This is a genomic window from Pseudomonas sp. 102515, assembly GCF_031085165.1.
Lineage (GTDB): Bacteria > Pseudomonadota > Gammaproteobacteria > Pseudomonadales > Pseudomonadaceae > Chryseomonas.
The window spans coordinates 1,236,272-1,257,529 of sequence record NZ_JAVHTY010000001.1 but is presented as its reverse complement, the minus strand read 5'-3'; the positions used below and the strand labels follow the sequence as shown (position 1 = coordinate 1,257,529).

Here is a 21,258-nt window from a genome sequence, read left to right as displayed (position 1 = left end):
TGTGCTTCGAACTGGCGCGAAAGCTGCTAAGGCCCCTGTATCGACGACAACTTGGCGCCGGACAGGGGTCTGCTCTTCATGGTCAAACTGCGTTTTCTATTCATTTCCGTGCTGCTGGCCTGCCTGGGTGGCTGCATGAACGTCAGCGACATGGCATCCGGTGTCGAGTACCACCTGCGCGACGCCGGGTTGCTCGACTACAGCAAGACCCAGCGGCTGAACAACTTTCGGCTGCAGGCCGACTCCTACATCTACATAGCCCAAGGTGCCTTCGTGCCCGTGGGCCATCCCTATGCCCGCCCGAACGTGGTGGCGGAAGAGGCCTTCAAGGGCTTCGTGGAGTATTTCCCCCGGGTGCGCCGGGCGGACAAGCCGGAGGGCTTCGACGAGGCCATGGCCAAGGCCCGGCAGCTCGGGGCTCACTATGTGCTCTATACCCGCTTCGCCGGCGCAGACGATCGCATCGGTACCTGGGAGGAATGGGAAGATCAGGACGATATCGGACGGGTCGGGCGCGATCGTAGCGTCGTGCAGATGATGCTGGTGGAGACCGCTACCTTCCGCCTGGTGGACACGGCGCGGATCCGCAGTCGTGGCGGCTTCCTGACGTTCTATGACGAGCGCCCGGAAGACCTGCTCGGGCCGGCGCTCAATGAATATGCCCAACGGCTGCTGGGGTTGGGCAGTCGCTAGAGGAGAGAGACGTGAGCCAGGCCGATGTGACGCGCAACCTGCTGGCGCAACTGCCAGCGGGCGGAGAAGGAAGTCTGCCGCCGGTGGACCTCTGGCATCCTCCGTTCTGCGGTGAGATCGATATGTGCATCGCCCGCGACGGAACCTGGTATCACCAGGGCACGCGCATCACCCGGCCGGCCATGGTGCGCCTGTTCTCCACCATTCTGCGTCGTGATCCCGAGCGCTATGTGCTGGTCACGCCGGTGGAGTGCGTGGGTATCCAGGTCGAGGATGTGCCCTTTCTTGCCGTGGATGTCGAATGGAGTGGCAGTGGCAAGGCGCAGACCCTGGATCTGGTCACCAACGTGGGCGACAGGGTCGCCGTCGATGCCGAGCATCCGCTGCGCTTCGCGGAACAGGATGACCAGCCTACCCCCTATGTACGGGTGCGTGGCGGCCTGGAAGCGCGGCTCAATCGGGCGGTGTTCTACCGGTTGATGGAGAGGGTCGAGGAGAGTGGTCATGAGGGCCGATCCTGGCTCGGCCTCTGGAGTCGCGGCACCTTCTTTCCCGTCGCACCCACTGAATGAAGAAAGGGCCCCTCGGGGGCCCTTTCCTTGCGCTTACATGTTGGGGTAGTTGGGGCCACCGCTGCCTTCCGGCGCCACCCAGGTAATGTTCTGCGCCGGGTCCTTGATATCGCAGGTCTTGCAGTGGACGCAGTTCTGGGCATTGATCTGGAAGCGCGGCTCGCCGCCATCGCGGACCACCTCGTAGACCCCGGCCGGGCAGTAGCGCTGGGCGGGTTCGTCGTACAGCGGCAGGTTCTGCGCGATGGGAATCGAGGGGTCCTTGAGCTTCAGGTGAACCGGCTGGTCTTCCTCGTGGTTGGTGTTGGAGAGGAACACCGAGGACAGCTTGTCGAAGCTCAGCTTGCCATCCGGCTTGGGATAGCTGATGCGCGGCGCCTCGTCGGCCTTCTTCAGGCAGGTATGGTCCATGCGCCGATCGTGCAGGGTGAAGGGCAGGGCGCCACCCAGCAGGTTGTGCTCGACGAAGGCGAAGGCCGGGCCGAGCAGCGGACCGAACTTGTGCATGGCCGGGCCGAAGTTGCGGCTGGCATGGAGTTCTTCCTGCAGCCAGCTGCCCTTGAAGCCATCGACGTAGCCCTGGAGTTCGTCACCTTCGCGCCCGGCCGCCAGGGCGGCGACGATGGCGTCGGCGGCGAGCATGCCGGACTTCATGGCGGTGTGGCTGCCCTTGATCTTGGCCGGGTTGAGGGTGCCCAGGTCGCAGCCGATCAGGGCACCACCGGGAAAGACCATCTTCGGCAGGGAATTCAGGCCGCCCTTGACCAGGGCGCGGGCGCCGTAGGAGACGCGCTTGCCGCCTTCCAGGTACTGGGCCACCACCGGGTGGTGCTTGTAGCGCTGGAATTCGTCATAGGGCGAGAGGTGCGGATTGCTGTAGGCCAGGTCGACGATCAGGCCGACCACCACCTGGTTGTCTTCCAGGTGATAGAGGAAGGAACCACCCGGATTCTCCTTGTCCAGCGGCCAGCCGGAGGTGTGGATCACCAGGCCCTGCTCGTGCTTGGCGGGATCGATCTCCCACAGCTCCTTGATGCCGATGCCGTAGTGCTGCGGATCGGCGCCTTCGCCAAGCTTGAATCTCTGGCCCAGCTGCTTGCCCAGATGGCCACGGCAGCCTTCGGCGAACAGGGTGTACTTGCCGCGCAGCTCCATGCCCGGGGTGTAGACGCCGTCCTTGGGCTGGCCTTCGCGATCCACGCCCAGGTCGCCGGTGATGATGCCGCGCACCACGCCCTGCTCATCGATCAGCGGCTCCTGGGCGGCGAAGCCCGGATAGATCTCCACGCCCAGGGCTTCGGCCTGCTGGCCCAGCCAGCGGCAGAGATTGCCCAGGGAGATGATGTAGTTGCCCTCGTTGTGCATGGGCTTGGGCACGAAGAAATTCGGCACCTTGGTCGCCTGGCGATCGTCCTTGAGCAGGTAGATGTCGTCACGCTTGACCGGGGTGTTCAGAGGCGCGCCCAGTTCCTTCCAGTTGGGAAAGAGCTCGTCCAGGGCGCGGGGTTCGAAGACCGCGCCGGAGAGAATGTGGGCACCGACCTCGGAGCCTTTCTCGACCACGCAGACGCTGATCTCCTGGCCCTTTTCGGCCGCCTGCTGCTTGAGGCGACAGGCCGCGGACAGGCCCGCGGGGCCGGCCCCGACGATCACCACGTCGAATTCCATGTATTCGCGTTCCACGGCTCACTCTCCTCAGGCAAAACTCACGATCTGGTTATTTATGTAGGGGTGCAACAAAAGACTTCATTATATCCGGCGTGCTCCCTGGCACCCATTCAAACGTTTGTTTAAATTTTCTGCAAGCCTGTTAGACTCGGCAGTACTGGCCCCTGACGGACTGTCGCGTTGACCCCTGCTGCCGTGGAGGTCAACATAAGAAGAATTTGCAACAAGGTGTGGGCCGACAGGGGTCGTGTCCAACGCAAGGCCGCCTTGGCGTCCTGTTTATTCACCCGAATAAATCGAGGGATTCATGAAGGTTCTCGTAGCTGTCAAACGCGTGGTGGACTACAACGTCAAGGTCCGCGTCAAGGCCGACCAGACCGGTGTCGACCTGGCCAACGTCAAGATGTCCATGAACCCCTTCTGCGAGATCGCCGTGGAAGAAGCGGTGCGCCTGAAGGAAAAGGGTATCGCCAGCGAGATCGTGGTCGTGACCGCGGGTCCCGCCCAGGCTCAGGAACAACTGCGTACCGCCCTGGCATTGGGCGCCGACCGCGCCGTGCTGATCGACACCGGCAGCGCCGAGCTGTCGTCGCTGACCACCGCCAAGCTGCTCAAGGCAGTGGTGGACAAGGAGCAGCCCCAGCTGGTGATCCTTGGCAAGCAGGCCATCGACAGCGACAACAACCAGACCGGCCAGATGCTGGCGGCCCTGACCGGCTTCGCCCAGGGCACCTTCGCCTCCAAGGTGGAGCAAGCCGCTGACGGCCTCAACGTGACCCGCGAGATCGATGGCGGTCTGCAGACCGTGGCGCTCAAGCTGCCGGCGGTGGTGACCACCGACCTGCGTCTCAACGAGCCGCGCTACGCCTCGCTGCCCAACATCATGAAGGCCAAGAAGAAGCCGCTGGAAACCCTGACCCCGGACGCCCTGGGCGTGGCGGTGCAAGCCTCCTACGAGGTGGTCAAGGTGGAAGCCCCGGCGGGTCGTCAGGCGGGCATCAAGGTCAAGTCCGTGGCCGAGCTGGTCGAAAAACTCAAGAACGAAGCTAAGGTGATCTGATGGCCATTCTCGTCATTGCCGACCACGACAACGCCAACCTCTTCGGCGCTACCCTGAACACCGTTGCCGCGGCCCAGGCCATCGGCGGCGACATCCATGTGCTGGTCGCCGGCCAGAACGCCCAGCCGGTCGCCGAGGCTGCTGCCAAGGTCGCTGGCGTCAGTAAGGTGCTGCTGGCCGACAACGCCGCCTATGCCCACCAGTTGCCGGAAAACGTCGCGCCGCTGGTGGTCGAGCTGGCCGCCCAGTACAGCCATGTACTGGCCGCCGCCAGCACCAATGGCAAGAACTTCCTGCCGCGCGTGGCCGCGCTGCTGGATGTCGACCAGATCTCCGAGATCATCGCCGTCGAATCCGCCGACACCTTCAAGCGGCCGATCTATGCTGGCAACGCCATCGCCACCGTGCGTTCCACGGCGCCGGTCAAGGTGATCACCGTGCGCGCCACCGGTTTCGATCCGGTCGCCGCCGAAGGCGGTTCCGCCGCCGTCGAAGCCGTGAGCCTGGTCAAGGACGCTGGTGTTTCCAGCTTCGTCGGCGAAGAGCTGGCCAAGTCCGATCGTCCCGAACTGGGCGCCGCCAAGGTGGTGGTCTCCGGTGGTCGCGGTCTGCAGAATGGCGACAACTTCAAGATCCTCTACGCTTTGGCCGACAAGCTGGGCGCAGCGGTGGGGGCCTCGCGCGCCGCGGTGGACGCCGGCTTCGTGCCCAACGACATGCAGGTCGGCCAGACCGGGAAGATCGTCGCGCCCCAGCTGTACATCGCCGTCGGTATCTCCGGTGCCATCCAGCATCTGGCGGGCATGAAGGATTCCAAGGTGATCGTCGCCATCAACAAGGACGAGGAGGCGCCGATCTTCCAGGTGGCCGACTACGGCCTGGTGGGTGACCTGTTCGAATTGATCCCCGAGCTGGAAAAGGCTATCTGAGGCCCATCCGCGTGCAAGAGCCCGCCCTTTGGCGGGCTTTTTCATGGGCGCGGCAAGCCTTCTGGCAGAGCCCCTGGCGTCAAGGAGGGGGGCGCCGGTTCCTTGTCGTTTTTGGACATTGCCGCCCCGGGAAGGGAAGGGTTAAGGTCAGGCTAGCTGTACCGGTATACCTTCAGGGTAGCCTGCTACTGTTCCGCTTTCGTCCAGGAAGACGCCATGACCAATCTGTTGCTCTATCAGCGCATCGCCCAGCAACTGGCGAACGACATCCGCACGGGGGTCTACAAGCCCGGCGAACGGGTGCCTTCGGTGCGCAAGCTGAGCCAGCAGCTGGGCGTCAGTCACGCCAGCGTGCTGCAGGCCTATGCCACCCTGGAAGACCAGGGGCTGATCCGTGCCCGGCCGCAGTCGGGCTTCTATGTGCACCAGACCCCGGCGCTGACCGCGCCGACGCCGGACATCGCCACGGTGGAGCGGCCGAGTCTGGTGACCCGTGCCGGCATCATCAACCAGGTGCTGGCGGAATCGCGGCGGGAAGGCGTGGTACCCCTGGGCATGGCGGTGCCCCAGCCCGACTACCTGCCCTTGCGGGCCCTGCACCAGCAGCTGTCCAAGGTGACCCGTTTCCAGGCCCGCGCGGCCTTTTCCTATCTGCACAGTCCGGGCTACGAGCCCCTGCGCCGCCAGGTGGCCATCCGCCTGCGCGATGCGGGGGTGGTGGTGGGCCCGGAAGAGGTGGTGATCACCCACGGCTGCGTGGATGCGCTGCAGATGTCGTTGCGGGTGCTGACCAAGCCGGGCGACCTGATCGCCACCGAATCGCCGTCCTACTACGGGCTGCTGCAACTGGCCGAGGTGCTGGGCCTCAAGGTGATCGAGATCCCCTGCGATCCGGAGACCGGGCTCAGCGTGGAGGCGCTGCAGCTGGCCGCGAGCCAGTGGCCGGTCAAGGCCCTGGTGGTGGCCGCGCGGCTGAGCAATCCCCTGGGGGGCAGCATGCCGGAGGCGCGGCAGAAGCAGCTGCTCAGGCTGGCGGCCGAGCGCAACATCGCCATCGTCGAGGACGACATCTATGGCGAGCTGACCTACGACAGTGGCTCCAAGGCGCTCAAGGCGCTCGACAAGCAGGGTCGGGTCATCTACTGCTCGAGCTTTTCCAAGACCATTTCGCCCGGTGTCCGCATCGGCTGGGTGGTGGCCGGGCCCTACCAGGACGACATCTGCCGCCTGCAGACCTTCACCACCCATTCCGCCTGCAGCGTGACCCAGATGGGCGTCTCCGCCTATCTGGAGAACGGCGGCTATGATCGTCATCTGCGCGCCATTCGCCAAGAGTACCGGCGCAACATGACCGCCTTCCAGCTGGCGATCCAGGAGCACTTCCCCGAGGGTACCCAGATGAGTCGGCCCAATGGCGGCTTCATCCTCTGGGTCAGCCTGCCGGTGCGGGTGGATACGCGCCTGCTGCACCAGCGTGCCCTGGACCAGGGGGTGAGCATCGCGCCGGGCATGATCTTCAGCAACACCGACCAGTTCAACCATTGCATCCGCCTCAATTGCGGGCTGCCCTGGGGGCGCGATGCCCAGCGGGCGCTGATGACCCTGGGCCTGCTCGCCCGTCAGCTCTGCCAGGAAAGCCTGGCCGCCTAGCGGCGCCCCCGGAACCCGCCGCCGGGCGGGAAGGTCGGTTGTATTGACTGACTCCTGTCGCGTCTGCCGCTCCGGTCCAGGCGCGGTGCCTTGAGTGGTGGGCCTATGCGTGGATACCTGGCAATGATGGCGCTGGCAGTGCCCCTGCTGCTGGCGGGGTGTGATAACGAGTCACCGCCCGCCACGACCAAGGTACCCTCGACCCAGGCACCCTCCGCAACTGCTCCGGCTCCCGAGGCGCCAAAGTCGTCGATGGCCGGCGAGCCCCAGGGCAGCGCTGCCGATCTGCGCGCCTATCGGCTGGATCCGCTACCGGCCAAGGCACTTGTACTACCCGCACCACCCCCGAAAAAGCAGGATCTGGCCAAGAACAGTCAACTCAAGAAGCCTGCCGCGCCCAAGGCCACGTCGGCTCCAGCCCATCCGCTCGACCTCAGCGTACCCAGGGAGGCCGATACGCCTCCGGCCTTGAGGTCGCATCCCTTGACATCCAAACGGACCGAAAATAGCGTGGCGGAGGCGGCTCTGCTGCCGCAGCTGTTCCGCAAGGAAGACGACCCCGGTCGTTTCGAACTGGGCGGTCGGGTGATCAGCAGGGATCGCAGCGACGACTTCGAAGGGGCGGAGGTCGAATTGCGCTTTCGGCGCTAGTTCGTTGCTGCCAGGGGGCCTTGCTGAACGCCGGCTCGGAACTTCATCGCCGCAACGCTTGCCGACAGTTCCGGTGGTGGACACAACGTCCGCCTGGATTCGGGAGCGTTCCATGCCCAGTGCGACAGGCAAGATTCGTTATGCGGTGGTAGGCGGTGGCTGGATTTCCCAGGGCGCTTTCATGCCCGGGGTCGGCCAGACCAGCAATTCCGAGATGACCGCTCTGGTCACCGGCGATCCCGTCAAGGCGCGGGATCTAGCCGCCAAGTACGGCCTCAAGAGCTACACCTACGAAGAATTCCCGGCGCTGCTGTCTTCCGGGGAGATCGATGCGATCTACCTGGCCACGCCCAATTTCCGCCATCTCGAATTCGCCGTACCGGCGTTGGACGCCGGCATCCACGTCCTGCTGGAAAAACCCATGGCGATCAGCGAGGAAGAATGCCAGGCGATCAACGCTGCGGCCGCGCGCTCCGGGGCCAAATTGATGATCGCCTATCGACTGCACTGCGAGCCGGGCACGGTGGAAATGATCGAGCGGGTGCGCAAGGGCGAGATCGGCGATCCGCGCCTGTTCACCTCGACCTTCACCCAGCCGGTCGACACCGCCAACCATAGAGCCCAGAGCGGCTTCTGGGCCGGCCCGGTCACCGACATGGGGCCCTATCCAGTCAATGCCGTGCGGGCGCTCTTTGGTGACGAGCCCATCGAAGTCAGTGCCGTCGGGATACAGACACCCGGGCGCGACATCACCACCTGGGATGCCGTGACCGTGACCCTACGCTTTCCCGAGGAGCGGCTGGCGAGCTTTACCGTCAGTTTCAGCGGCCCCAACACCGAGCGTTTCCAACTGGTGGGCCGCAAGGGCGAGATCGAGGCGTCGCCGTGCTTCGGTTTCGGTGAAGGCGTCGCCATCGGCTATCGCCTGACCGTGGACGGGGAGACAGAGGAATTCAAGGCCCCGGTGGTGGATCACTTCGGCGGCGAGACGGCCTACTTCTCCGATTGCATCCTCGAGGGTCGCCAGCCGGAGATGGACGGGGAGGAGGGTTGGCGCGACGTGCGCGTGCTGGCGGCCATCGAGCGCGCCCTGGAAAGCGGTCAACCGCAATCCCTGGAGCCGCTACCCAAGCGCCAGGGCCCGACCCGCGAGCAGGTGCGCAGCCTGCCACTGGCGGAGGTGCCGGAGTACGTCAACACCAAGGCACCCCTGGAATCCTGAGACGGCGAAGCCCTGTCGCACTGGGTGCGACAGGGCTTCGTCTGGGGACCCGGGCTGCGCGTTCAGCGGTCCTGGGCCTCCTTGGCATCCATCTCGGCATTGCGCTGCCGGATCTTGGATTTCTGTTCGTCGGTCAAGGGCACCTTGCGGGCCGTGTCCTTGAGCATGAGCAGGCTGCCGACCACCGAGCCGATGGCGACCAGCAGGATCAACCAGGCATACCAGGGCATCTTTCTTCTCCTTGAGTGGCTATAGCGCTTCGACCACGGCAGAGCCTGTCAGTGCGCCCGGCAGGTCGCATTCGTGCGTCTGCGCCAGGCGGCGTAACCCAGGTCGTAGAGCCAGTTGAAGGCCAGGGTATAGGGCAGGAAGAACAGGATCAGCCCCAGGTCCAGCAGCAGCGCCTGCCAGAGGCCGATGGACAGCCACCAGGCGGCCAGCGGCACCAGCACCAGGATCAAGCCGCCCTCGAAGCCGAGGGCGTGCAGCAGCCGCACACCCAGGCCACGGGTGAAGCCCAGGCGCTCTTGCAGGCGATCGAAACCCAGGTTGAACACCAGGTTCCAGAGCATGGCGATGGCGGAAAAGGCGGCGGTGAGCAGGCTCATATGGCCGAGGGAGCGATCCAGCAGCCAGGCCAGGGTCGGGGTGGCGAGCAGCACGGCGAGGCCTTCGAACAGCAGGGCGTGCAGCACGCGGGCACTGGCGGGACGCTGGGTGAACGGGACGGACATGGGGCGACTCCCTAGTGGACAGGTCCTTAGTCTCATCGGTTAAGCTGGGGAGATCAAAATGGAATCCATAGGCTGACCCGATATGTATCCTAACGCCGAAGCCCTCGAGGCGTTCGTCGAGGCGGCCGCGACAGGCTCCTTCAGTGCGGCGGCCCGGGTGCTGGGCAAGCGGCAGTCCAGTATCAGCGAGAGCATCGCCCGGCTGGAGGACGAACTGGGGGTGGCCCTGTTCGATCGCCAGGGCCGCTACCCGGTACTGACGGCTGCCGGTGAGCAACTGCTCGACCAGGCCCGCGCCGTGCTGTCGGCCCATGACCGCCTGGCCAATCGCGCCACCCAACTGGCGGCCGGGGTGGAGCCACGCCTGACCCTGGTGATTTCCGATACCTATCAGCCCACCCGTTATGAGGCGCTGCTGACGGAGCTGGACCAGCGCTATCCGGATCTCGAATTCGAATGCCTGATCGCCGAGGACGCCGATGTGCTCAGCCTGGTGCAGGGGCGCGCGGATCTGGGCCTGCTGGCCGGTCAGCCACCCTATCCGGCGGACATCGAGGCGGCCACCCTGGATGGCCTGGTCACCTTCGGCCTCTATGTCGCCGCCGATCATCCGTTGGCGACGCTGGAGCGGGTCACACCGGACGACCTGGCACCCTATCGGCTGCTGCGCCTGAGCACCGTGACCGAAGCCTCCCAGCAGGTCAGCCGCCTGCCGGACACCCGCGGGCGTTGCTGGTCGGCGCCCGACTATCTGCTGCTGTTGGAGATGGCGGTGCAGGGGTTCGGCTGGGCCGAGCTACCGTTGTGGCTGGTGGCGACCTTTGGCCAGGGACGGTTGGTGGAACTGGCCGTCCCTGGCTGGCCGCAGCGAGTGGCGGTGGACGTGGTCTGGTCGCGGCGGCGACCGCTGGGGCCGGCGGGCAACTGGCTGCGCGAGCGATTGCTCAAGCCGAGTTGAAGGAGGGGAGCGCGGGCAGACAGCGGCCAAGTGCCGGCGCGGCGCTTTTCTGCGAAAATGCCGGCCTTTGCCGTTTTGCCGAGAGCTCCCATGTCCGCCTGCCAGTCTCCCATCATCGTCGCCCTGGATTTCCCTTCGTCGTCCGCCGCCCTGGCGCTGGCCGATCGCCTCGATCCCGCCACCTGCCGGGTCAAGGTCGGCAAGGAGCTGTTCACCGCCAGCGCCGCCGGGGTGGTGGAAGCCCTGCGCACGCGCGGCTTCGAAGTCTTCCTCGACCTGAAATTCCACGACATCCCCAACACCACCGCCATGGCGGTCAGGGCTGCGGCGGAGATGGGCGTCTGGATGGTCAATGTCCACTGCTCGGGTGGCCTGCGCATGATGACCGCCTGTCGCGAGACCCTGGAGGCCTTCCAAGGGCCCAAGCCGCTGCTGATCGGTGTCACCGTGCTGACCAGCATGGAGCGCGAGGACCTGGCCGACATCGGCCTGGACGTGGATCCCCAGGAGCAGGTCCTGCGCCTGGCCGGTCTGGCCGCTCGCGCCGGCCTGGACGGCCTGGTCTGCTCGGCCCAGGAGGCCTCGGCGCTCAAGGCCGCGCAACCGGCGCTGCAACTGGTCACCCCCGGCATCCGTCCGGCCGGCAGTGCCCTGGACGACCAGCGCCGCATCCTCACCCCGCGCGAAGCCCTGGACGCCGGCTCCGACTACCTGGTGATCGGCCGGCCCATCGCGCGCGCCGCCGATCCGGCCCGCGCCGTGGAAGACATCCTCGCCACCCTGAAATAAGCGTTAAACCTCCGGGGCGAGGCTGCCGGTAAAAGGTGCTGCTATTCTCGTTCTGCAGGCCGACGCCTTCTCGCGTCGGCGCAAGGCGAGAGACCTCAGGGCATGCACGATAGGTTGAACGCCTGTCTCAAGGCGGTAGACGGCGTTTTGTTGGGCAAGGAAACCCAGGTCAGGCTGGCACTGGCCTGCCTGCTGGCGCGGGGACACCTGCTGATCGAGGACCTGCCCGGCATGGGCAAGACCACCCTCAGCCATGCCCTGGCCAAGGTGCTGGGGCTGTCCTTCCAGCGCATCCAGTTCACCTCCGACCTCTTGCCCGGCGATATCCTCGGCACCTCGGTGTTCGATCGCGACAGTGGGCAGTTCGTCTTCCATGCCGGGCCGGTGTTCGCCGAGTTGCTGCTGGCCGACGAGATCAATCGCGCGACGCCCAAGAGCCAGAGCGCGCTGCTGGAAGCCATGGAGGAGGGGCAGGTGACCATCGAGGGCGCCACCCGACCCTTGCCCGATCCCTTCTTCGTCATCGCCACCCAGAATCCCATCTCCCAGGGCGGCACCTTCGCCCTGCCGGAATCCCAGCTCGATCGCTTCCTGATGCGCCTGTCGCTCGGCTATCCCGGGCGCGCCGCCGAGCGGGCGCTGCTGCTCGGCGGTTCCGGGCGCGAGCAGCTGCCGCGCCTTGAGCCCCTGCTGGATCACGCCCAGCTGCGGCTGATCCAGGCCGAGGTGCCGCGCATCCATGCCAGCGAGGCGGTGGTGGACTATGTGCTGCGCCTGGTGGAAGCCACCCGCACCCAGACGTCCTTCGCCCTCGGCCTGTCGCCTCGCGGCAGCCTGGCGCTGTTGGCCGCGGCGCGGGCCTGGGCGCTGCTGGCGGGGCGCGACCATGTGCTGCCCGAGGACGTCCAGACGGTGCTGCCGGCGGTGGCCGGGCATCGCCTGCGCGACATCGCCGATCCCGCCGGGCATGGGGGTGGCGCCCTGGTGCAGTGGCTGCTGCGCGAAGTCCCGGCGCTGTGACCGGCGGCGCCTGGCAGCGCTATCGAGACGGCTGGCTGGCGCGGCGGATTCCGCCGGCCAATCGCATCATCCTCGATCAGCGGCGCATCTTCATCCTGCCCACCCGCCAGGGTGGCGCCTTCGCCATCGCCCTGCTGCTGATGCTGCTGGCCGGCATCAACTACCAGAGCAGCCTGGCCTATGGCCTGACCTTCCTGCTGTTTTCGCTGGCGCTGGTGGCCATGCTGCACACCTATCGCAACCTGGCCGGTCTGCATCTGGTCGGCGGCGGCGCCAGCCCGGTGTTCGCCGGGGAGGCCGCCGGTTTTCGCGTGCGCCTGGAGAGCAGTGGCCGCGCGCACCAGGGCATCGCCCTGGGTTGGCGTAACGAACCCCTGGTGCTCAGCGACGTGCCAGTGAAGGAGAGCGTCACCTTGCAGATCTTTCACCCGGCGCCGAGCCGCGGCTGGCTGAGGCCCGGGCGACTCCGGGTGGAAAGCCGTTTTCCCCTCGGCCTGTTCGTCGCCTGGAGCTGGCTGGACCTGGACGTGCGCGCCCTGGTCTATCCGCAGCCACTGGCGACCACGACGCCGCTGCGCAGCGGCCAGGATGCCGGAGGCGACGAAGGCCAGCGCCAGGCGGGGCAGGGCGCCGACGACTTCCAGGGTCTGCGGCCCTATCAGCCCGGCGATTCGCGCCGGCGGCTGGACTGGAAGGCCTTTTCCCGGGGGCAGGGCCTGCTGGTCAAGGACTTCACCGCCCTGGCCGGTAGCGAACTCTGGCTGGATTTCAGCGTACTCGATGGCGACACCGAGACCCGGCTGTCCTGGCTGTGCCAGGCGGTGCTGGACTGCACCACGCGTCAACTGCGCTTCGGCCTGCGGCTGCCCGGGGTGGAGCTGGCGCCCGCCACCGGCGAAGCCCATCGTGACGCGGCGTTGCAGGCCCTGGCCCTGTGCGGACGGCCGATATGAGCACCGCCGTGCCGCAAGCCATTCCGCGTATCGCCCTGATCTGGCTGCTGGTGGCCCAGGCCCTGGTGATCCTGCCACACCTCACCCATCTGCCGCCCTGGGTCGGGTTGCTCTGGGGCTTTTGCGCCGGCTGGCGGGTGCTGCTGTTCCGCATGCAGGTGCGGGCACCGACGCGGATCGAGAAGGGCGGCCTGCTGCTGCTGACCATGGGCGGCATCTGGCTGTCGCGCGGCTCCTTCATCGGCCTGGACGCCGGTGCCGTGCTGCTGCTGGTGACCTTCGCCCTCAAGCTGATCGAGATGCACAGCCGCCGCGATGCCCTGGTGGTGATCTACCTGGGTTTCTTCGCGGTGGTGATCGCCTACCTGTTCGAGGACGGCCTGCTCGCCGCGCTCTACAGCCTGCTGCCGGTGACCGCCCTGGTGGCGGCGCTGATCGGCCTGCAGCAGAGCGCCCTGGCCAGTCGGCCGCTGGCGACGTTGAAGGTCGCCGGCACCCTGCTGCTGCAGGCGGTGCCCCTGATGCTGCTGCTGTTCCTGGTGTTTCCGCGCATCGGTCCGCTGTGGTCGCTGCCGCAACCGGGCGACCAGGCGCGCACCGGACTGGGCGACAGCATGGCGCCGGGGGAGATCGCCCAGCTCTCGCAATCCGCCGAGCGAGTGTTCCGCGTCAGCTTCGCCGGCGACCGGCCGGCGCAGCGCGACCTCTACTGGCGGGCCACCACCTACGAGCGCTTCGATGGCGCGCGCTGGTCGGTGGATCCCGATACGGCGTGGAGTCCGGAACCGGCCTGGACGCCGAGCGGACCCCGACTGGACTATCAGGTGGTCATGGAGCCGAGCGGTAGGCCCTGGCTCTATGGCCTGGATGTGGCGCGCAGCGATCAGCGCGACGTGCGCTTGGCCAGCGACTTCCATCTGCAGCGCCGCCGCCCGGTGGACCAGGCGCTGCTCTACCAGGTAGCCAGCTGGCCCCAGGCAACCCGCGAGCCGGAGCGGCTGTCCGCCTCCAGCCAGCGTCGCGCGCTGCAGCTGCCCAGCGGCGGCGAACCGCGCACCCGGGCCTGGGTGGCCGGGCTCAAGGCGCGCACGTCGACGCCCGAGGCCCTGGCCCAGGCGATCCTGGCCTATTTTCGCCAGCAGCCCTTCGTCTATACCCTGCAGCCGCCCACGGCGAGCGTCGATGCCATCGATGCCTTTCTCTTCGATAACCACCGCGGTTTTTGCGCCCACTATGCCGGCGCCATGACCTTCGCCCTGCGGGTGGCGGGCATCCCCGCGCGGGTGGTGGCGGGCTACCAGGGCGGTGAATTCAATGCCGCGGGCGGCTATCTGCTGGTGCAGCAATTCGATGCCCATGCCTGGGTGGAATACTGGCTGCCAGGGCGCGGTTGGATCAGCGTCGATCCCACCGCCCAGGTGGCGCCCGAGCGGATCGAGCGCGGCTTGCAGGAGGCCCTGGCAGCTCAGGGCGCAGCCAATGAATTCCTCGCCGACAATCCCTTCGCCGCCAATCGCTATCGCAACCTGGCCTGGCTCAATGAGCTGCGTCTGGGCTGGGACCGCATCAACTACGGCTGGCAGCGCTGGGTGCTCAACTACCAGGAAGACACCCAGGGTGAACTGTTCAAGCGGCTGCTGGGCGAGGGCTCGCTGCAACGGCTGGGGTTGCTCCTGGCGCTGCTGGTGCTGGCAATGCTCGGAATGACCGCGCTGCTGGTGCTCAAGCCCTGGCGGCGGACGCGGGATCCCCTGCTGACGCGCTTCGGCCAGTTCGAGCGCCTGCTGGCGCGCCAGGGGGTGAAGCGGCGAAGCGGCGAGCCCGCCGGCCGCTTCGCCGGGCGCGCCATGGCCGAATTGCCGGCGGCACGCGCGGCGATAACGGCATTCTCCGCGGAATTCCAGGCACAGCGCTATGCCGGTCGGCCAGCGGACCCGGCGGCGCTATCGAGGGCGCTGAAAGCGTTGAAACGCCAGCTGCGTGAGCCTCAGGCGCGCAGCGACTGAGGCACGGGGAGGGTGTCGGGTTCCTGCAGGGCGAAGGCCACCAGGCAGACGATGGCCGCCAGGATCAGCGGTTGCGGATGCGGGTTGCCCAGAGCCTGGGCGATGCAGCCCAGGCCCAGCGACAACAGCACGGCGGAAGTGAGGTGGGTGACCGAGCGCATGGCGGTTCTCCGAAAAACGTGCGGGCATCTTGCCGCCTGTCGGGCAACCGCGCGAATGCGCTCTCGCTATGGAGGCTATAGGCGCAACTGGCGGATCGCCTGATTCAGGGTTCCTGCGAGGGCGGCCAGTTCGGTGCTGGTGCTGGCCGACTCCTGCGTGAGCAGCATGGTCCTTTCCGTGACATCGCGGATGCCTACAACCGACCTGCTCATCTCTTCCGCCACCTGGGCCTGCTGCTCCGCGGCCACGGCGATCTGGGTGTTGCTGTCGCGCATCAGGGTCACGGCGGCGGTGATGTCGGCCAGGGCCTGCCCGGCGGCGTCGGCCTGGACCACGCAGTCGTCGGCCTTGAGCGAACTCTCGCGCATGAATTCCACGGCATCGCGGGTACCGGCCTGGAGACCGTCGACCATGCGGGTGATCTCGTCGGTGGAACCCTGGACGCGCTTGGCCAGGTTGCGCACCTCGTCGGCCACCACGGCGAAGCCACGGCCGGCCTCGCCGGCACGGGCCGCCTCGATGGCGGCGTTGAGCGCCAGGAGATTGGTCTGCTCGGCGATGCCGTGGATGACGTTGACCACGCTGGTGATGCGCTCGCTGTTCTCGGCCAGCTCCTGGATCATCACCGCGGTCTGCTGCACGCCCTGGGAGAGATCGGCGATGGAATGGCTGACGCGCTCCACCGCCTGCTGACCGGCGCCGGCCAGGCGATCGGCCTCCTGGGACTGGTCGCGGGTGCCGGCGGCGTGCTCGGCGATCTGCTGCACGGTGGCGCTCATCTCGTTGATCGCGGTGGCCGCCTGGTCAGTCTCGTGCTGCTGATCGTGCATGCCGCCACGAACGCCCTGCATGCCGCTGGCCAGGCGGCCGGCGCCTTCGTCCAGGCGTGAGGCGCTGGCAGCCACCGTACCGACGACGCGGGTGTAGCTGTCCTGCATGGCGTTGAAGGCCTGGGTCATCTGCCCGACCTCGTCGCGTCCGCGCACCTCGACCCGGGCGGTGAGGTCGCCGTCGCGCTCCACCCGCAGCATGGTGTCCTTGAGGCGTTGCAGATTGCCGAGGATGAAGCGGATCAGGAGCTGCGAGGCCACCAGCAGCACCAGCATCAGCACGCCGACGGCCAGGGCGTATTCCGGCGCCCGGGCCAGGAAGATGTCGCCGAAGGTCGGGGCGCTCAGGGTGGTAGCCGCCTCACCCACGACGGCCTTGAGCGCCTTGAGCTGCTCGGCGCGGCCGGAGACTTCCAGCTGCATGGCGAACAGCACCAGCAAGAGGCTGGTGACGAAGGCGACGGCGTTGACCGCCCAGAATTTGTACTTGAGGGAAATATCGCGCAGCCAGGCAAACATAGGGGGCATCCAGTCGGCGGGGCCGCATAGCCTGGCAGGCCGGCGCGACCCGGATCTTGACTGGCGTCAACGTCCTGCAGGGAGGAGGGTGACGCCACGGAACAAGCCCTGAGGTTAACGGCCCATGCCTGCGCGACTTTAGCGCAGCGGCGCTCCGTGCCTAGTCGTATTCCTCGACCCGCTCTGGCTCGGCGATCTCCGGCAGCCCGAAGAAGGCACGGGCGGTGGCGGTGGTGTGCAGGGCGGTCTGCTCGGGCGTTTCGTTGCGCAGGCGCGCCACGGTGCACAGGATCTCCGGGAGAAAGGCCGGCTCGTTGTGGCCATGGCGCGGCTTGGGTCTGAGGGTGCGCGGCAGCAGGTAGGGGGCATCGGTTTCCAGCATCAGCCGACCGACCGGGATCTGCCCGACCAGCTCGTGCAGGTGCAGGCCGCGGCGCTCGTCGCAGATCCAGCCGGTGATGCCCAGGTGCAGGTCGAGATCCAGGTAGCCGTAGAGCGCCTTGCGTTCGCCGGTGAAGCAGTGCACCACGGCGGCCGGCAGATGGTCGCGATAGTCGCGCAGGATCGCCAGCATCCGCTCGCTGGCGTCGCGCTCGTGGAGAAACACCGGGCGGCGCAATTCGGCGGCCAGGGCCAGCTGCTCCTCGAAGCAGCGCTCCTGCTGCGGTCGCGGGGTGAAGTCGCGATTGAAGTCCAGGCCGCATTCGCCCAGGGCCCGCACCTTTGGCTGGCTGGCCAGGTCACGCAGGGTCCTGGCGGCGGCCGCGTTCCAGGTCGAGGCTTCGTGGGGATGGACGCCCGCGGTGCTGAACAGGGCTTCACCCGCATCCAGGCGCAGGCAGAGATTGAGGGCGTTCTCGCTGTCTTCGAGGGTGGTGCCGGTCAGCACCAATTGCATCACACCGGCGGCCTGGGCCCGCTCGATCACCGCGTCCACCTCCTTGAGCAGACTGGGATGGGTGAGGTTGACGCCGATGTCGATCAATTGCATGGTGCGGACCTTCGATTAGAGTCTGTTCAGAATCTCGCGAGCTAGAGCCAAACAAGGCGAAAAGGCCTGAGGAAGCGGAATTTACTCAATGTGAATGAGCATTCCGCAGGCGTTTTCAACGCAGTTGGGCCGACGCAGCAGATTATGAACAGACTCTAGGACTTTATCCTTCATTCTATCCGTCGTCCGGGTGCTATCGGCGCTGTCCCGGCCAGGTCAGGAGTCCTGGATGCCGCTTCGATTCACCCTTGCCATCCTCGGCTGCCTGCTCGCCGGTTCCGCCCAGGCGCGGCTCGGCGTCCTGCCACCCGAGGCACCACGCCATGTCGCGGCCCGCGACCTGAGCGCCATCGAGCGGGGCGGCGAATTACGCGTCCTGGTCAACCAGAGTCGCCACAGCTCCGGCGAATGGAACGGCCAGGCGCTCGGTATCGAGTATCGGCGCCTGGAGGCCTTCGCCCGCTACCTGCGGCAGCAGCCCGGAGGCCGGCCGCTGCGCCTGGTCTTCGTGCCCAAGGCCAAGGACGACCTCCTGGCGGCGCTGCAAAGAGGCGAGGGCGATCTGGTGGCGCCGGGTGAAACCCTGCTGCCGCCGCCGCATTCGGCCCTGATCGCCGCATCGGTGGCGGCGCCCGCCAGCCTGGTGGTGGTGGGCGGACGCGGCCAGCGCCTGCCCCGCCACCTGGAACAACTGGCCGGGCGCCGGGTGGTGCTGCCTCAGGGTAGCGCCGCCGGCCCGGCCCTGGAACGGCTCAACATCCAGCTGGAGAAGCGCAGATTGCGGCCGGTGCAGATTGAGTGGGCCGATCCGACCCTGGCGGTGGAAGACGTCCTGGAGCTGACCCAGGCCGGCATCTATCCGCTCAGCGTCGTCGAATCCGGCCTGGCCCATCGTTGGGCGCGGGTGCTGCCGCGCCTGCGGGTAGCCGATCGGGTGGTGGTGGCCCATGACCAGGCGCAGCTCTGGTATCTGCGTGCCCCGGCGCACCAGCTCACCGAGCGGATACGGGCCTTCGCCCGGCAACCCCAGGCGCGCGACGACGACAAGGCCTTTCGCCAGGCCTACGCGCGCCGCTATCAGGTGCGCGATCCGCTGCAGGCCCATGACCGCAAGCGCCTGGCCCGGGTGCGACCGTTGCTGCAGCGCTATGCCAAGGCCTACGACTTCGACTGGCTGACCCTGGCTGCCATGGCCTACAAGGAATCCGGCCTCGATCCCCATGCCCGCGGCGCCGGCCGCGCTGCGGGGCTGCTGCAGATCACCCCACGGGCGGCGCGCAGCGTCGGGGTGCGCGACCTGCATTCCGCCGAGGACAACGTCAAGGCCGCCACCCGCTATCTGGCGCGCCTGCGCCGCGAGTTCTTCTCCAGTCCGCGGCTCGCCGAGCGCGAGCGCCGCGCCTTTACCCTGGCGGCCTACAACCTGGGGCCGGAGCGCGTCCAGGCGCTCAGGGCCAAGGCGCGCAAGCAGGGGCTGGACGGCGATCGCTGGTTCTTCCAGGTCGAGCGCATCGCCGCCGAGGAGGTGGGTATCGGGGTGGTCAACTACGTGGCCAGCGTCAACAAGTACCGGGTGGCCTTCAGTCGCGAACGGGCCCGGCTGGAAGCGCCGGCCGTAGCGGCGACAGGCGCCAGGGCGACCCGACGCGAGGACGGTTGAAGCCCGCTTGACAGGGCGGCCGAGCCCTCCCTAGGATGATCCCGCGCCGATTTAAACAGCAACTTGCGGGGCGCTTACAAATACCGCTAAAGCGCTGGACGGAACAGGCCTCGTACTACCGCCCAGCTGGATCCACGAGGCGGAATTTCGTCCATGCTACCGCTCCCGCTACGCCTTACCCCCCTTACCCAGGGCAAGCTCGCCTGTCATCCCGCCATCCTGCTCGGCGGTCCCGATCAGCCCACCCTCCTGCGTTATCTCGAAGGCTGGCCCAGGCGCTGGCCGCACAGCCGCACCCTGCAGATCCGCTTCGCCGACCGGGCCGAACAGCTGCGCGGCTTCGGCGACGACAGCTTCGACTTCGCCGTGGTGCAGTCGCCCGGGCAGGCCGGTCTCGAACCCTTGGTGCGGGAATTGACCCGGGTGGCGCGGCAAGGCGTGATCACCCGCCGCCGCTAGCGCGGGTGTCCGCCAGCCTGACCCCCCCCTTGCCGGCCAGTTTGGCGGTGTAGAGCGCCTGGTCGGCTCGCGCCAGCAGGGCTGGGCTGTCTTCCGTGGCCCGTTGCAGGGCGATGCCGAGGCTCACGCTCGTGCCGCGTGGCACCAACCGTCCGAGGATGCGCTGCGCCAGATCCCGAGCCCCCTCTTCGGTGGCGTCCTGCATCACCAGCAGGAACTCGTCGCCGCCCAGGCGTCCGGCGACATCGCTCTGCCGCACGCTCAGGGTCAACACCTCGCCGCAGGTTTGCAGCAGACGATCGCCGGCGGCATGGCCCTGGGCGTCGTTCACGCCCTTGAAGTCGTCCAGGTCGATATAGAAGACCGCCACGCGCCCAGGCCATGAACGAGGCCGGTGCAGGGCGCCTTCGAGCAGCGCGAGAATGCCCGCGCGATTGTAGAGTCCGGTCAGGCTGTCGTGAGTGGCATGCCAGCGGCTATCCGCCTCGGCCGTCAGCGCGCGCACCAGGGTGCGGTTGAGCTTGTCCAGCAGTATCCAGTTGCCCATCAGATAGAGCGGTGCCTGTAGCAGGAACAGCCGCAGCATGGGCTCGGGCTGGAACAGGGTGGCCAGTTTCATCGGGACATCGGTCAGCAGGATCTGCAAGAAGGCATAGCGCGGGATGCCCTGGTTGCGCATGGTGATGGCACCGTTCATGGCCACTGCCGAGGTGCAGCCCAGCACCTGCAGCACCACATCGCCACTGAGCACGCAGGCGGCCGTGCCCAGGCCCAGGATGGCCGTCCAGAGTAGCCCGAGTACCAGTGAGACTTCGCTGAGCAGCGGCGGCGCCAAGCCGTCCATAAGCTGGATGCAGTGCAGCAGCACCAGGCGGGTTATCCAGATCAGGGTATCGAGAATCATCCAGCCGATGAACAACGGGGTGGGATGCAGGAAGGCGCAGGTCCAGCTGATCAGCAGACTGTTCAGGGCACCGACGAACATGGCACCCCGCGAGGAGAACAGGCCGGCCAGCAGCTGCCGCAGCAGGTCCTCGTCGACCGAGTCGCGACGGGTAACGAGCCAGCGCAAGCTGCGGCTGGTGGGTAGGGCGTAGAGCGTCGGCGCTCTCATGCAGCGAATCCTTGCTCGGGAAGGTGGCGGTCCTCCGCCGAAGTCGCCGCAAATTTGCCTTATTCATGTGATACATATCACGTTTTTCGGGCAAAGGTGCCGGTTAGCGCGATCAGTCATCGACGTATTCGATCTCGACGATGTACCAGCGCTGTTCGCCGGCCGGCGTCTGCAGGCGGACCTCCGCGTCCAGCGCCTTGCCCACCAGCGCCCGCGCCAGGGGCGAGTCGATGCTGATGAGGTTCTGGCGGAGGTCCAGTTCGTCCGGGCCGACGATGCGATAGCGCTTCTCGGCGCCCTCGTCGTCTTCCAGGGTGACCCAGGCACCGAAATAGACCTTGCCCGGATCGGCCGGTCGCTCGCGGATCACCTTGAGATTCTCCAAGCGCTTGCGCAGGAAGCGCACCCGGCTGTCGATCTCGCGCAGCATCTTCTTGCCGTAGATGTATTCGGCGTTTTCCGAGCGATCGCCCAGGGCGGCCGCCTCGCTCACCGCCTGGGTGACCTGGGGCCGGCGCACGTTCCACAGTTCGTGGAGTTCGGCGCGCAACCGGGCTTCGCCGGCCGCGGTGATCAGGGGCGTGCCGGCGGTGCGGGGCGGACGGTAACGACTCATGG

Annotated in this window: 21 protein-coding genes and 2 pseudogenes; 14 read left to right on the top strand and 9 right to left on the bottom strand. The window is 67.0% G+C overall.

All coding sequences use genetic code 11. The features are described 5' to 3' along the window. Window positions 1-78 precede the first annotated feature (78 nt). Both RCF34_RS05775 and RCF34_RS05770 read left to right on the top strand, forming a co-directional pair. Window positions 79-693 (top strand): DUF4823 domain-containing protein, encoded by a 615-nt coding sequence (locus RCF34_RS05775; RefSeq protein WP_273807815.1) that lies wholly within the window; start codon window positions 79-81, stop codon window positions 691-693. Window positions 694-704: 11 nt separating this feature from the next. Next, window positions 705-1,265: a DUF1285 domain-containing protein gene (locus RCF34_RS05770; RefSeq protein WP_308707290.1), complete on the top strand. Its 561-nt coding sequence runs from the start codon at window positions 705-707 to the stop codon at window positions 1,263-1,265. A 33-nt stretch (window positions 1,266-1,298) separates the two neighbouring features. Here the strand turns inward: RCF34_RS05770 and RCF34_RS05765 are convergent, their stop codons facing one another. Next, the gene (locus RCF34_RS05765; RefSeq protein ID WP_308707289.1) at window positions 1,299-2,948 is read right to left on the bottom strand and encodes an electron transfer flavoprotein-ubiquinone oxidoreductase; all 1,650 of its coding nucleotides are present in this window, start codon (window positions 2,946-2,948) and stop codon (window positions 1,299-1,301) included. A 292-nt stretch (window positions 2,949-3,240) separates the two neighbouring features. Here RCF34_RS05765 and RCF34_RS05760 point away from each other — a divergent pair, with 292 nt between their 5' ends. The 5 genes from RCF34_RS05760 to RCF34_RS05740 all read left to right on the top strand — a co-directional run bounded on the left by RCF34_RS05760 (window position 3,241) and on the right by RCF34_RS05740 (window position 8,445). After that, the gene (locus tag RCF34_RS05760; RefSeq protein ID WP_308707288.1) at window positions 3,241-3,993 is read left to right on the top strand and encodes an electron transfer flavoprotein subunit beta/FixA family protein; all 753 of its coding nucleotides are present in this window, start codon (window positions 3,241-3,243) and stop codon (window positions 3,991-3,993) included. Continuing rightward, window positions 3,993-4,922, top strand: coding sequence for an FAD-binding protein (locus RCF34_RS05755; protein ID WP_308707287.1), 930 nt, complete (start codon window positions 3,993-3,995; stop codon window positions 4,920-4,922). Before RCF34_RS05760 ends, RCF34_RS05755 begins: the two co-directional genes overlap by 1 nt. Before the next feature lie 216 nt (window positions 4,923-5,138). After that, window positions 5,139-6,572 (top strand): PLP-dependent aminotransferase family protein, encoded by a 1,434-nt coding sequence (locus RCF34_RS05750; RefSeq protein ID WP_308707286.1) that lies wholly within the window; start codon window positions 5,139-5,141, stop codon window positions 6,570-6,572. Between the two features lie 105 nt (window positions 6,573-6,677). Continuing rightward, complete coding sequence (locus RCF34_RS05745) at window positions 6,678-7,223, top strand: hypothetical protein (protein WP_308707285.1); 546 nt, start codon at window positions 6,678-6,680, stop codon at window positions 7,221-7,223. Window positions 7,224-7,335: 112 nt separating this feature from the next. Next, on the top strand, window positions 7,336-8,445 hold the full coding sequence (locus tag RCF34_RS05740; protein WP_308707284.1) for a Gfo/Idh/MocA family oxidoreductase: 1,110 nt from the start codon (window positions 7,336-7,338) through the stop codon (window positions 8,443-8,445). Between the two features lie 62 nt (window positions 8,446-8,507). Here the strand turns inward: RCF34_RS05740 and RCF34_RS05735 are convergent, their stop codons facing one another. Both RCF34_RS05735 and RCF34_RS05730 read right to left on the bottom strand, forming a co-directional pair. Beyond that, on the bottom strand, window positions 8,508-8,675 hold the full coding sequence (locus RCF34_RS05735; protein ID WP_017641898.1) for a DUF2897 family protein: 168 nt from the start codon (window positions 8,673-8,675) through the stop codon (window positions 8,508-8,510). Between the two features lie 48 nt (window positions 8,676-8,723). Beyond that, window positions 8,724-9,179, bottom strand: a complete 456-nt coding sequence (locus RCF34_RS05730; protein ID WP_308707283.1) for a multidrug/biocide efflux PACE transporter — start codon at window positions 9,177-9,179, stop codon at window positions 8,724-8,726. An 82-nt stretch (window positions 9,180-9,261) separates the two neighbouring features. Here RCF34_RS05730 and RCF34_RS05725 point away from each other — a divergent pair, with 82 nt between their 5' ends. The 5 genes from RCF34_RS05725 (at window position 9,262) to RCF34_RS05705 (ending at window position 14,905) form a co-directional block, all read left to right on the top strand. After that, window positions 9,262-10,137 (top strand): LysR family transcriptional regulator, encoded by an 876-nt coding sequence (locus RCF34_RS05725; protein WP_308707282.1) that lies wholly within the window; start codon window positions 9,262-9,264, stop codon window positions 10,135-10,137. Between the two features lie 90 nt (window positions 10,138-10,227). Continuing rightward, window positions 10,228-10,926 carry an orotidine-5'-phosphate decarboxylase gene (gene pyrF / locus RCF34_RS05720; RefSeq protein ID WP_308707281.1) on the top strand — a complete coding sequence of 233 codons (699 nt, stop codon included), beginning with the start codon at window positions 10,228-10,230 and terminating at the stop codon, window positions 10,924-10,926. A gap of 102 nt (window positions 10,927-11,028) precedes the next feature. After that, window positions 11,029-11,946, top strand: coding sequence for an AAA family ATPase (locus tag RCF34_RS05715; RefSeq protein ID WP_308707280.1), 918 nt, complete (start codon window positions 11,029-11,031; stop codon window positions 11,944-11,946). After that, window positions 11,916-12,899, top strand: coding sequence for a DUF58 domain-containing protein (locus tag RCF34_RS05710; protein WP_374941145.1), 984 nt, complete (start codon window positions 11,916-11,918; stop codon window positions 12,897-12,899). Before RCF34_RS05715 ends, RCF34_RS05710 begins: the two co-directional genes overlap by 31 nt. After that, window positions 12,896-14,905 (top strand): DUF3488 and transglutaminase-like domain-containing protein, encoded by a 2,010-nt coding sequence (locus RCF34_RS05705; RefSeq protein WP_308707278.1) that lies wholly within the window; start codon window positions 12,896-12,898, stop codon window positions 14,903-14,905. The genes RCF34_RS05710 and RCF34_RS05705 overlap by 4 nt, the downstream gene beginning before the upstream one ends. On the opposite strand, the gene RCF34_RS05700 is transcribed toward RCF34_RS05705, so the two are convergent. The 4 genes and pseudogenes from RCF34_RS05700 to RCF34_RS05690 all read right to left on the bottom strand — a co-directional run bounded on the left by RCF34_RS05700 (window position 14,887) and on the right by RCF34_RS05690 (window position 17,407). Next, window positions 14,887-15,066, bottom strand: coding sequence for a hypothetical protein (locus RCF34_RS05700; protein ID WP_308707277.1), 180 nt, complete (start codon window positions 15,064-15,066; stop codon window positions 14,887-14,889). The genes RCF34_RS05705 and RCF34_RS05700 overlap by 19 nt on opposite strands. 75 nt (window positions 15,067-15,141) lie before the next feature. Continuing rightward, window positions 15,142-15,672 (bottom strand): annotated as a pseudogene (locus RCF34_RS22955) (methyl-accepting chemotaxis protein); the annotation flags it as partial. A 333-nt stretch (window positions 15,673-16,005) separates the two neighbouring features. After that, window positions 16,006-16,173, bottom strand: a pseudogene (locus tag RCF34_RS22950) (HAMP domain-containing protein); the annotation flags it as partial. Between the two features lie 403 nt (window positions 16,174-16,576). Beyond that, the gene (locus RCF34_RS05690) at window positions 16,577-17,407 is read right to left on the bottom strand and encodes a TatD family hydrolase (RefSeq protein WP_308707275.1); all 831 of its coding nucleotides are present in this window, start codon (window positions 17,405-17,407) and stop codon (window positions 16,577-16,579) included. A 229-nt stretch (window positions 17,408-17,636) separates the two neighbouring features. Between RCF34_RS05690 and RCF34_RS05685 the strand changes: the two genes are divergently transcribed. Both RCF34_RS05685 and RCF34_RS05680 read left to right on the top strand, forming a co-directional pair. Then, a complete protein-coding gene (locus RCF34_RS05685; RefSeq protein WP_308707274.1) occupies window positions 17,637-19,067 on the top strand; it encodes a transglycosylase SLT domain-containing protein in 1,431 nt (476 codons plus the stop codon). A gap of 153 nt (window positions 19,068-19,220) precedes the next feature. Beyond that, window positions 19,221-19,526 carry a hypothetical protein gene (locus tag RCF34_RS05680; protein ID WP_308707273.1) on the top strand — a complete coding sequence of 102 codons (306 nt, stop codon included), beginning with the start codon at window positions 19,221-19,223 and terminating at the stop codon, window positions 19,524-19,526. On the opposite strand, the gene RCF34_RS05675 is transcribed toward RCF34_RS05680, so the two are convergent. Continuing rightward, entirely contained in the window at window positions 19,510-20,640 is a 1,131-nt protein-coding gene (locus RCF34_RS05675) for a GGDEF domain-containing protein (protein WP_308707272.1), read from the bottom strand. The two genes, RCF34_RS05680 and RCF34_RS05675, sit on opposite strands and share 17 nt — an antisense overlap. Window positions 20,641-20,752: 112 nt before the next feature. Next, window positions 20,753-21,256, bottom strand: coding sequence for a transcription elongation factor GreB (gene greB / locus RCF34_RS05670; protein WP_308707271.1), 504 nt, complete (start codon window positions 21,254-21,256; stop codon window positions 20,753-20,755). Between the last annotated feature and the right edge of the window lie 2 nt (window positions 21,257-21,258).